Here is a 10,297-nt window from a genome sequence, read left to right on the forward strand (position 1 = left end):
ATCAGGTGTTTTCCGACGCTCTCAGGCCTTAGCGTATATCTGTGCCCGTTTTATGTGACGCCCCCAGCTCGATCGGAAAACGCGCGATCACCCACCCCGACCGTAGCGCCAGCAAACGCTGTCCACTAACATTGAACCCGGATAACCCAGTGGGGTCAGGCCAAGCCATGCGAATTCCAGCGACCTTGGCGATTGTGACGCTGGCGGTGTCGGCGCCGGCCGCAGCGCAGGACAGCGCCGCCATCGTGCTCGATTATCAGGCCGCCCAGCAACGCCTGCTTGATCGATCGGACGCGATCGCCGCCTCGGACGCCAACGTGCGCGGCAAGCAGGCCCAGGTCGGCGCGACCCGCACATTGGGCGGACCTGAGGTGGACTTCGAGGCGCAGCTTCTGGACTACCAGAAGACGCTCTATCTGCCGCTGGGATCGCTGGCGCCGGTTGCCGGATCATTCGGGATCGAGGATCCGCTGCGGTTCCGACGCGGGGAGACCGCCGTCCGTCCGATCGTGACGGCGACGCTTCCGCTCTACACCGGCGGCCAGATCGCCGGCGCGAAAGCCGGCGCCAGGGCGCAGCTCGATCAGGCGCGCGCGGAACAGAAAGGCGCCGTCGACAAGGCGCTGCTGCAACTCGTGCAAGCCTATTACGGCCAGCAGCTCGCCGAACAGGCGCTCGGCGTGCGGCGCGACGTGCTGGCCGGCCTAGACCGGCATCTCGCCGATGCGGTCAAGCTGGAGCGGGAGCAGTTCATCAGCCGCGCGCAGCGCCTCCAGGCGCAGGTCGCACGCGATGACGCCGCGCGTGAGTTCGAGAAGGCCGTGGCGGAGCTTGAGACCGCGAACGCCGTTCTCGCCGGCCTGCTCCGCGCGCCGCAGGGCGTACGTCCCACCACGCCGCTCTTCGTCGTCTCCCAGCCGCTCGACCCCTTGGAGACGTACAGGGCCGAAGCCCTCAATTCCTATCCTGAGCTCGACCGGCTGCGTGCGCTGGAAGCTCAGGCCGAGGCGGGCCTGAAGATCGAGAAGTCCAAGCTGCGCCCGACGATCTATGGCTTTAGCCAGTATAGTTTCGATCGGCGGAATTCGCTGCTGACGGACCCGGACTGGACTGTCGGAATCGGCCTTCGCTACAAGCTCGTGTCTGGTCTCGGACGCAACCAGACGGTCGAGGCCGCGCGCCAGACCTCCATGCAGGCGAACGCCGGCGTCCGCGAGGCCCGGATGCAGATCGAAGTCGGCGTCGCCAGGGCGTGGAACGAGGCGGAAGCCGCACGCAGGCGTTTTCTGTTGCTGGACGGCTCGCTCGACGCCGCGAGCGAGAACCTGCGACTCCAGGGCCTTTCCTATCGCGAGCAGCAGGCGACGTCGCTCGACGTGATCGACGCCGAACTGGGCCTTGGCCGCGCACGTATCCAGCGCGCCCAGGCGGCTTATGAGTATGTGCTGGCGCTCGCGCAGCTTCTCGATCTGAGCGGACAGATCTCGAGCCTGCCCGACTATGTCGCCCGCGCCGACAAGGAGGTCCCGTGAGCGAGACGGCCGTGGAACCGCGCCCGGAAGGACCGGCCCCCCGCCAGCGGAACAGGCGTCGGCTGGCGATCGGCGTGGCGGCGGGGGTCGCGCTGCTGCTGGCGATCGGCCTGTGGCTCGCCTACCGCCCGGCGCCCGGCCAGATCCAGGGCATGGCGGACGCGCGCGAGGTCCGGATCACAAGCAAGGTCACGGGCCGGATCGCCGCCTTCCATGTCGAGGAGGGGCAAGCGGTCCGCGCGGGTCAGCTGCTCTACACCGTCGCCAGCCCCGAGATCGCCGCCAGGTCGCAGCAGGCCGGCGGCGCGCTCGCCTCGGCCCAGGCGGTGGAAAACAAGGCCAACACCGGGGCGCGGCCCGAGGACATCCGCGCGGCGGAGGCGCAGTGGCGCCGCGCCGAGGCCGCCGCCGCCCTCGCGCAGACCACCTACCAGCGCACCCAGCGTCTCCACGACGAGGGCGTGATCGCCGGCCAGAAGCGCGACGAGGCGCGCACCAATGCGATCGCCTCCAACGAGGCGGCGAAGGCGGCGCGGGCGCAATACGATCAAGCGCTGGCGGGCGCTCGCGGCGAGGACAAGGCCGCAGCCAGCGGGCAGGTGCGACAGGCGCGCGGCGCCGTCGCCGAAGTGGAAGCCGCCGCGGCCGAGACCCGCGTGACGGCCCCGATCGCCGGCGAGATCGGCCGCCGTCTCGCACAGCCCGGCGAGCTTGTGCCGCAAGGCTTCCCGGTCTTCGTGCTCACCGACGTCGCCCATCCCTGGGTCACGCTCAACGTGCGGGAGGACCAGTTGCGCGGGCTCGCGCGAGGCGCCGAGCTGGTCGGCGCGATTCCGGCCCTGCGCGAGCGCCGCGTCCGCTTCCGGGTGACCTATCTTGCCCCGGCCGGCGACTTCGCCACCTGGCGCGCGACGCGCCAGTCCAGCGGGTTCGATATCAAGAGCTTCGAGGTGCGCGTCACCCCGGTTTCGCCGGTGCGCGGTCTGCGGCCGGGCATGACCGTGCTGTTCGAATGGCCCCAGTAGTGCCGGGAACGGGCGCGACGGCGGGAACGGGAAAGGCCTTTCTCGCCGGCCTGCGCAGGGAAGTCCGCTTCCTCCGGTCGAGCTTCTGGGATCTCGCCCTCGTAAGCTGGATACCCCTCGCGCTCCTGGCGGTCATGGCGATCCAGCTCTCTTCCGGCGTGATGCGCGACCTGCCGATCGCCGTGGTGGACGAGGACGGCGGCGCGATCGCCCGCGAACTGACGCGCCGCCTGGACGCGGCGCCGGGCCTGCGCGTGGCCGCCCGTCCCGCCGAGATGCGGGACGCCGAGCGGCTGGTGCGGTCTCAAGCCGTCTACGCCATCGTGCTGATCCCCCGGGAAACGGAGCGGGCGGTGCTGCACGGGAGCACGGCCAGCATCCCCGTCTTCTACAATGCGAGCTTCTCCACCGCGTCCGGCGCCGCGCTCCGCGAGGTCGGCAATGTGACGCAGGGCTATGCGGCGCGGCTCGCCGTGGAGCAGACGGCGGCGGTCGCGGGGCCGGACAAGGTCCGGCCGCCGCCGGTGGCCGCGCAGACCACGATCCTGTTCAATCCGCAGGGCAGCTATGAGCTGCAGCTCGTGGCCCTGATCCATCCGGCCCTTCTCCACCTCGTCTTCATGGTCGCGGTGGTCAGCGCGCTGGGCCGCGAGCTCCGCGACGGGACCATCGGCGCCTGGCTCGGCGGCGCGCCCAGGCTGTCGGCGGCGGCGGCCGTGGCGGGCAAGATCTCCGTCTATTTCGTCTTCTTCATGGGCTGGGGCGTGCTGGCCACCGGCTATCTGGCCGGCCTGCGCGGCTGGCCGGTGCTGGGCAGCCCGCTGATGCTCTTCGCCGGCTATGTGGCGATGTATCTGGCCTACGCCGGGGTCGCGCTGCTGGTGACGGGGATAACCCTGTCCATGGGCAGGGCGCTTTCGGTCGCGGGGCTCTACGCGGGGGCGTCCTTCGCCTTCGCGGGGGCGATCTTTCCTGTCGAATCCGCTTCCGGCTTCGCGCAGTTCTGGAGCGCGATCCTGCCCTACACGGCCTTCGCCAAGCTGCTCGCCGAGCAATGGATGATGGGGTCGCCCGCGGCGGTGTCGTTCCCACAGGTCCTCATCATGCTGGTCTTCCTCGCCGTCGGCGCGGCCATCGGCCTGCCGCGCTATATCCATGCGGCGGCGACGCCGGCCGCCTGGGGGCGCCGATGATCGGGAAGTCGTTCCTCGCCACCTTCCGGGCGATCCTCACCGACAGCACGGCGCTGATGCTGCTGATCGGCTCGGCGATCCTCTATTCCTTCTTCTATCCCGCCGCCTATTCCGGCGAGACGCCGACCCGCATTCCCGTCGCGGTGGTGGACCTGGACCGGACAGCCGCCAGCCGTTCGCTGGTCAGCAAGCTGTCGGCCCTGCAGCAGGCGCAGGTGGTCGCCCGGCCGGCGTCGCCGTCAGAGGCCCTGCGCTGGGTCGAAGATCGCCGGGCGAGCGCCGTCGTCGTCATCCCGGAAGGGTTCGAACGGCGCATCCTGCGGGGAGAGCAGGGCGTGGTCACGCTTCATGGCAACGGGGCCTACCTGCTGCGCAGCAGCACTGCGCTCGCAGGGGTGGGCGCGGCGCTGGGAACGCTGGGCCGGGAAGCGGCGGTCGACCAGGCCATGGCGCGGGGCGCGCCGGCCCCGCCCGCCCTGGAGGTGATCCAGCGGCCGCTGTTCAACACGCATGAAGGCTATGGCAGCGCGGTGGTCCCCGGCGTCACCTTCGTCATCATACACCAGACGCTGCTGATGGGTCTGGCGCTGCTGGCGGGAACCATGAGCGAGCGTCAGGGCCCGCTCGCCTTCCGCCCACGCGAGCTGCTGGGCGTTGCGCTGGCCTTCTTCGTCATCGGCTGCGCGGACGTCGCCTATTTCACCGGCTTCGTCTTCTGGTTCCAGGACTTCCCGCGCGCCGCCGGAAGCCTTGGCGCGCTGGCGGTGGCCAGCGTGCTGTTCGTCGCCGCTACAGTGGCCGGCGCGCTGGCCCTGGCGAGTTGCTTCGCGGTGCGCGAACGGCCGATCCAGCTCTGGATCATCACCTCCGTGCCGATCTATTTCCTTTCCGGACTGTCCTGGCCCGCGGAGGCGACGCCGGGCTGGCTGGCGATGCTGGCGCGGCTGCTGCCGACGACGCCCGGCATCCATCTGATGGTGGGCGTGAACCAGATGGGGGCCAGTCTGGCGGAGCAGAAGATCGAGCTGCTCAACCTCGCGGCGCTGACGTTGCTCTATGGCGCGATCACCATTGTCCGCTATTGCACCCGCACCCACCGGTGACCCCGGTGTCGCGGGGCCGGACGGCTTCGCCAAGGCTTGAGTGTGGTTCACAGACCGTCCCAATGGTCCCTTCCACCGCCTTCCGTCGCGCTCGCATTCGGGACGCCCACAGTCCAGTCTGATGGTCAGGAGAGCCGTCGCTACGGGCTGAGCCCGACCGCTACTGGTATGCGCCTGACTGTCCCCCGTCAGCGCCACTGGCACAGATTTGAGGTTGTGAGTTGAGGAGGATCTGGGCTTCGTCGCAGTGACGAAGGAACGAAGATGAAGCCCAGATCCTCCAACGTGAAATTGCCGGCGAAGGCCCCTGCGGAGCAGGTGGTGAAGGACATTCGACGGCAGACGCGGCGCCACTTCTCGGCTGAGGACAAGATCCGCATCGTGCTCGAGGGCCTGCGCGGTGAGGACAGCATCGCCGAGCTGTGCCGCAAGGAAGGGATCGCCCAAAGCCTGTACTACACCTGGTCGAAGGAGTTCATGGAGGCGGGCAAGCGCCGCCTGGCCGGGGACACCGCCCGGGCCGCGACCACGGGCGAAGTGCAGGACCTGCGCCGTGAAGCTCGCGCCCTGAAGGAATGCGTGGCGGACCTGACGCTGGAAAACCGTCTGCTCAAAAAAAGCATGATCGCGGATGGGGGCGACGACGCATGAGGTATCCCGCATCCGAGAAGCTGGAGATCATCAGGATCGTGGAGCAGTCGCACCTGCCGGCCAAGCGCACGCTGGACCAGCTGGGCATCCCCCGCCGGACCTTCTACCGCTGGTACGACCGCTACCTCGACGGCGGGCCCGAAGCCTTGGAGGATCGGTCCTCGGCGCCGAGCAGGGTGTGGAACCGCATCGGCGACGACATCCAGGGCCAGATCGTCGAGATGGCGCTGGAGCACAGCGAGCTGTCCCCGCGTGAACTGGCGGTGCGATTTACCGATGAACGTCAGTACTTTGTCTCCGAGGCCACGGTCTACCGGCTGCTCAAGGCCCACGACCTGATCACCAGCCCGGCCTTCGTCGTGATCAAGGCCGCCGAGGCCTTCCACACCAAGACCACGCGGCCGAACCAGATGTGGCAGACCGATTTTACCTACTTCAAGATCATCGGGTGGGGCTGGATGTATCTGTCGACCGTGCTCGACGACTTCTCGCGCTACATCATCGCTTGGAAGCTGTGCGCCAACATGCGCGCGCAGGACGTCACCGACACGCTGGACCTGGCCCTGGCGGCTTCCGGCTGCGACAGCGCCACGGTGCTGCACAAGCCCCGCCTGCTCAGCGACAACGGCCCCAGCTATATCGCCGATGAGCTGGCTCAATACATCGAGGCCAACAAGATGAGCCATGTCCGAGGCGCCCCGATGCATCCCCAGACCCAGGGCAAGATCGAGCGCTGGCATCAGACCTTGAAGAACCGCATCCTGCTGGAGAACTACTTCCTGCCCAGCGATCTGGAGGCCCAGATCGCGGCCTTCGTCGAGCACTACAACCACCAGCGCTACCACGAGAGCCTGGCCAACGTGACCCCGGCCGACGCCTACTTCGGAAGGGCCGCCGCCATCATCAAACACCGCGAAAGGGTCAAGCGACAGACCCTCGAATATCGGCGCTTGCTGCACCGCAAGCTCGCCGCCTAACATCAACCCCCAGACGAGGCCCGCTCTCCGCTAATTTACGCCCCCATCTGAGCCAAATGTCCTGACGACGGACAGCGAAGAGCGAACCGACCATCTTGTCAAACATGTCGACAGCCACGTCGCTGATCCGGCGCTCAAGATCGAGGAGTTGGGCGGCCACAGTCGCGCGCCGCCGTCCTACGCTATAGCCACCTAGCAGGAACGCCGGGGCGATCGCCCCTTCGCGGACATATTGATCAAAGCGCCGTTCGTGGATTGCGTCGGCGAGCTTCGGGGGTAAGTCAATGGCGCGAAGGTAGTCCAACCGCTCCATCAGCGCGCTCATATTGAGAGCGCTTGGGGCCTCCGGCAGATCTCGCAGCCAGGCCAGCGGTGACTTGCCAAGGGTCTCGTCATTGACGAGCAGCTGGTCCAGCGCCGCAAGCTGCTCCCGCGATAGGCTCGCCAGAAGGTCAGTGGCTGACTGTCGCCTTGCTTGGGCGCGCCCGGCCAGTCCTATGCGCTCGAGGGTGTCCGGAGACGGGAACGCAATGCCCAGGCGACGAAGCTGCGCCATGACCGCTTCGACGATTGGTCCGCCCTTGTCGGTCGAACGCGCCGCCTCGGCTGCGATGGTGATCGTCGTTTGCAAATCCGAACGGCCAAAGGCACGGAGGCCAAGCCGAGCACGGAGCGCCGTAAGGTGAGCGCTTCTCGTCTGTCCTCGAGCACCGTAACTGGCCAACACACCTGGCGGCACGTGGATCTGCTCAGCGATGAAATCCACAAGCGTAGGCGCGAGGACCGCATCAGGGCCCATCCGAACCCGGGATGTCGTAGAAGCGCCAACTGCAAGGCTGCCCCAAGCTTGTTGGCGGGATTGCGTCGTTCTTCGATCCAATCGAGATCGTCGGGGGACAGGGTGTAACGGGTGGCTATCTCGCAATCGCTGGTCGGCGGCTCGAACAGCTTTCGCCGTTCCTCTCCCGTAAGCAAGCTACGCCGTGCCATCGGAAAGCCTCCCCACCTTCTGCGGTGGCTCAGAATTTAAGAAAAATGAGACGCTGACCAGCCCCAACGAATTCAGCAGCTTGCCTGTCTCGAATTATAGTCTCAGAAATAGACGCATGATTTGCGGATATGCACGTGTTTCGACCGACGGCCAGAGTGTCGCCGCCCAGGTCGCCGAGCTGACAGCAGCCGGCTGCCAGAAAGTGTTCAGCGAGACGGCGTCCGGGGCCAAGACAGATCGAACTCAGCTTAATAGAGCCATCGCTTCGCTGGCCGCTGGCGACGTGCTTGTGGTCACGCGGCTAGATCGCCTGGCGCGCTCGACGCGAGATCTGCTCAATGTCCTGGCCGCACTCACCGAGAAGGGCGCGCAATTTCGCTCAATCCGCGACAGTTGGGCGGACACCACCACGCCGCACGGCCGATTGATGCTAACAGTCCTGGGTGGCCTGGCCGAGTTCGAGCGCGACTTGATCCGATCGCGCACCAGCGAGGGCCGTGAACGGGCCAAAGCCCGCGGTGTTAAGCTTGGACGCCGCCACTGCCTGACCGTCGCTCAGCGCACCTTCGTCGCTCAACAGCGCGCCAGTGGTGAGAGCGTTCGCCACCTAGCCAAGGTCTTGGGTGTCAGCAAAGCGACAATTGGGCGGATACCTCCATCTGATCGCTAGGGCGAGCGATGGCGGCAGTGCATTAAGGCCTCACGTGAGGGCTACATTGTCGCATCTGCCTTCTACTGTTCATTAACCATTCTGGCGCAACCCTTGGGCTGGACGTCTGGGGTCATGCAAACGATGGCAATCCGCATCAGTGGGGTTTTGAACCTCTTCGCAGCGCTGCTCATTGCAGGCTTTATTCTTGCTACGGGCGCAGCTGCCTACTCGCTCATGGAGCTTCGCGTTGGCGGACCGGTGTCCGAGCAGCAGACAAAGGCCCAGACGTTCATTGCCGACATCCTTCCGCCCCCGCTCTACCTAGTAGAGGCGCTGTTGACGGCCCATCGGGGACCAGATGAGCTGGATAGGGCGGCTGAGATTGAGAAAAAGCTAAAAAGTCTAAAACAAGATTATGATTCCCGCCGCGAGTATTGGCGCGAAAACCCGCTTTCAGATGAGTTGCTGCAATCTTTGAATAAGTCGGACGTTGAGGTTCAGAAATTCTGGAAGGTGATTGATAGTCAGTTCATTCCTGCGTTAAGGGTTGGCGATACAACGCAGATGGATGCCGCTATCTCAGACCTCAGCATGCACTATCAAGCCCACCGGCTTGTCATTGACGAAATGGCGATCCAAGCCCAGCGCATCGCCGACGAGAAGATCCAGCGGGCAAATAGGCTGACAATCGAAATCGTCGCCCTGTTGTCGGTGACTTCACTGCTGATGCTCTCTGTCGTGATCGGCGGGGTCGCTTCGCTACGCGCAAAAGTCGTTCATCCCGTCCTGCATATGGCCGGCTACATGGGCCGTCTGGCGGCGGGGGACTATTCCCAAGAGGTTCCGCATCGCGCCCGGCCCGACGAGGTCGGCGACATGGCCCGATCCGTCGGCGTTTTCCGCCAGGCAGTGCTGGAGCGCCGAACGGCGCGCGAGCAGAACGAAGCCATGGAAGCCCGTGTCTGGCAGGAAAGGGCCGAGCAGCAAGAGCGGATTGCCGCAGAAGCGCAACGGCGCGACGAAGTCGTCCGGTCGCTGGATCAGGGGCTGCGGGCCCTGGCCGCCGGCGATCTGCAGCACCGGATCGCCAACACGTTCCCGGAGGAATTTGAGCAGCTGCGTGTGAACTTCAATAGCTCGTTGCAATCGCTCCAGAACATCATTGCGCAGGTTGTTGCGAGCGCGGCTGCCGTCGACAGCGGTGCGCGTGAGATCTCCGCTGCTGCTGATGATTTGTCACGACGCACCGAGCATCAGGCTGCCAGTCTCGAACAAACGGCAGCTGCTTTGGACGAAGTGACTGCCACTATCCGGCAGACCTCGGAAAGCGCCCTGATGGCGCAGCAGGCCATGTCCGAAAGTCGCAACAACGTCGCCGGATCCAGCGCAGTGGCGGGCCAGGCGATCAGCGCCATGGAGCGCATCGACGCCTCTTCGCGTCAGATCGGCCAAATCATCGGGGTGATCGACGAGATCGCCTTCCAGACCAATCTTCTGGCGTTGAACGCAGGCGTTGAAGCCGCACGAGCTGGCGAAGCGGGCCGGGGTTTTGCGGTTGTGGCTCAAGAGGTGAGAGCACTCGCCCAGCGGTCCGCCGATGCCGCCAAGGAGATCAAGGGGCTGATTGCTGAAGCGTCTTCAAGCGTCCAGAGCGGTGTGGACCTTGTGGTCAAGGTAGGCGACGCACTGACCAGTGTCGTTTCCGAGTTCAGCCGAATTGAAGGGTTGGTTCGGGACATCGCGCAGGCCGCCAGAGAACAAGCTGCCGGCCTCGCCGAGGTGAACACGGCAGTAAACGAAATGGACCAGGTCACACAGCAGAACGCCGCTATGGTCGAGCAGACGACGGCGGCGAGCCACAGCCTGAGCCGCGAGGCGGTTCAGCTAGGGCGATTGGTTGAAGTGTTCGCGGGGCGCAGCAAGGGCGCGCAGCGGAACGCGGCTTAGTTTCGCTGCCCCTGGACTCCTTCCACTCTACAGGTTGCGATGAGGCGTTAGCCGCCTTATGCCGCTTTTGTTCTTCTTGGCGCACTCTAGCGAACAAACCTTGAGGTGAGCCCAATGTGGGTTCTAACTGAAGTGCGACGAAGGGCCTGGGCAGGATGACGGGGAGGGGACCTCCTGTCACGTCAGGGTTTCAGGGCCTTGGCAGTCGGGCGACGGGCGGGCGCGG

Annotated in this window: 8 protein-coding genes and 1 pseudogene; 7 read left to right on the forward strand and 2 right to left on the reverse strand. The window is 65.8% G+C overall.

Annotated features, from left to right (window positions below; translation table 11 throughout):
* Window positions 1-194 precede the first annotated feature (194 nt).
* The 5 genes from E1H18_RS26065 to E1H18_RS26085 all read left to right on the forward strand — a co-directional run bounded on the left by E1H18_RS26065 (window position 195) and on the right by E1H18_RS26085 (window position 6,481).
* Window positions 195-1,532 carry a TolC family protein gene (locus tag E1H18_RS26065; protein ID WP_241693687.1) on the forward strand — a complete coding sequence of 446 codons (1,338 nt, stop codon included), beginning with the start codon at window positions 195-197 and terminating at the stop codon, window positions 1,530-1,532.
* 11 nt (window positions 1,533-1,543) lie between these two features.
* Window positions 1,544-2,557 carry an HlyD family secretion protein gene (locus E1H18_RS26070; RefSeq protein ID WP_370526602.1) on the forward strand — a complete coding sequence of 338 codons (1,014 nt, stop codon included), beginning with the start codon at window positions 1,544-1,546 and terminating at the stop codon, window positions 2,555-2,557.
* Window positions 2,545-3,750: an ABC transporter permease gene (locus E1H18_RS26075; protein ID WP_168077949.1), complete on the forward strand. Its 1,206-nt coding sequence runs from the start codon at window positions 2,545-2,547 to the stop codon at window positions 3,748-3,750. The genes E1H18_RS26070 and E1H18_RS26075 overlap by 13 nt, the downstream gene beginning before the upstream one ends.
* Window positions 3,747-4,853, forward strand: a complete 1,107-nt coding sequence (locus tag E1H18_RS26080; protein WP_168077947.1) for an ABC transporter permease — start codon at window positions 3,747-3,749, stop codon at window positions 4,851-4,853. Before E1H18_RS26075 ends, E1H18_RS26080 begins: the two co-directional genes overlap by 4 nt.
* A gap of 264 nt (window positions 4,854-5,117) precedes the next feature.
* Window positions 5,118-6,481 (forward strand): IS3 family transposase gene (locus E1H18_RS26085; protein WP_137803707.1). Its coding sequence is split into 2 segments (ribosomal slippage): window positions 5,118-5,465 and window positions 5,468-6,481, totalling 1,362 coding nucleotides; the frame shifts between segments, so codons are not numbered across the junction.
* Here E1H18_RS26085 and E1H18_RS26090 read toward each other — a convergent pair.
* Together E1H18_RS26090 and E1H18_RS27460 are read right to left on the reverse strand one after the other, a co-directional pair.
* Window positions 6,426-7,280, reverse strand: coding sequence for a DUF4158 domain-containing protein (locus E1H18_RS26090; protein WP_255501151.1), 855 nt, complete (start codon window positions 7,278-7,280; stop codon window positions 6,426-6,428). The genes E1H18_RS26085 and E1H18_RS26090 overlap by 56 nt on opposite strands.
* A gap of 8 nt (window positions 7,281-7,288) precedes the next feature.
* Window positions 7,289-7,471, reverse strand: a pseudogene (locus E1H18_RS27460) (DUF4158 domain-containing protein); the annotation flags it as partial.
* A 116-nt stretch (window positions 7,472-7,587) separates the two neighbouring features.
* On the opposite strand from E1H18_RS27460, the gene E1H18_RS26095 reads away from it, so the two are divergent.
* Both E1H18_RS26095 and E1H18_RS26100 read left to right on the forward strand, forming a co-directional pair.
* Window positions 7,588-8,142 carry a recombinase family protein gene (locus E1H18_RS26095; RefSeq protein ID WP_172275020.1) on the forward strand — a complete coding sequence of 185 codons (555 nt, stop codon included), beginning with the start codon at window positions 7,588-7,590 and terminating at the stop codon, window positions 8,140-8,142.
* Between the two features lie 123 nt (window positions 8,143-8,265).
* The gene (locus E1H18_RS26100; protein ID WP_172275022.1) at window positions 8,266-10,071 is read left to right on the forward strand and encodes a methyl-accepting chemotaxis protein; all 1,806 of its coding nucleotides are present in this window, start codon (window positions 8,266-8,268) and stop codon (window positions 10,069-10,071) included.
* Window positions 10,072-10,297: the final 226 nt, after the last annotated feature.

Origin of the sequence: Caulobacter sp. RHG1 (assembly GCF_013181195.1) — a bacterium.
Taxonomy (GTDB): Bacteria; Pseudomonadota; Alphaproteobacteria; order Caulobacterales; family Caulobacteraceae; genus Caulobacter.

Excerpts from the sequence above, each read along its gene's own strand:
- E1H18_RS26075 (WP_168077949.1), top strand. The coding sequence starts at position 2,545 with ATGGCCCCAGTAGTGCCGGGAACGGGCGCGACGGCGGGAACGGGAAAG.
- E1H18_RS26080 (WP_168077947.1), top strand. The coding sequence starts at position 3,747 with ATGATCGGGAAGTCGTTCCTCGCCACCTTCCGGGCGATCCTCACCGAC.
- E1H18_RS26090 (WP_255501151.1), bottom strand. The coding sequence starts at position 7,280 with ATGGGCCCTGATGCGGTCCTCGCGCCTACGCTTGTGGATTTCATCGCT.
- E1H18_RS26095 (WP_172275020.1), top strand. The coding sequence starts at position 7,588 with ATGATTTGCGGATATGCACGTGTTTCGACCGACGGCCAGAGTGTCGCC.
- E1H18_RS26100 (WP_172275022.1), top strand. The coding sequence starts at position 8,266 with ATGGCAATCCGCATCAGTGGGGTTTTGAACCTCTTCGCAGCGCTGCTC.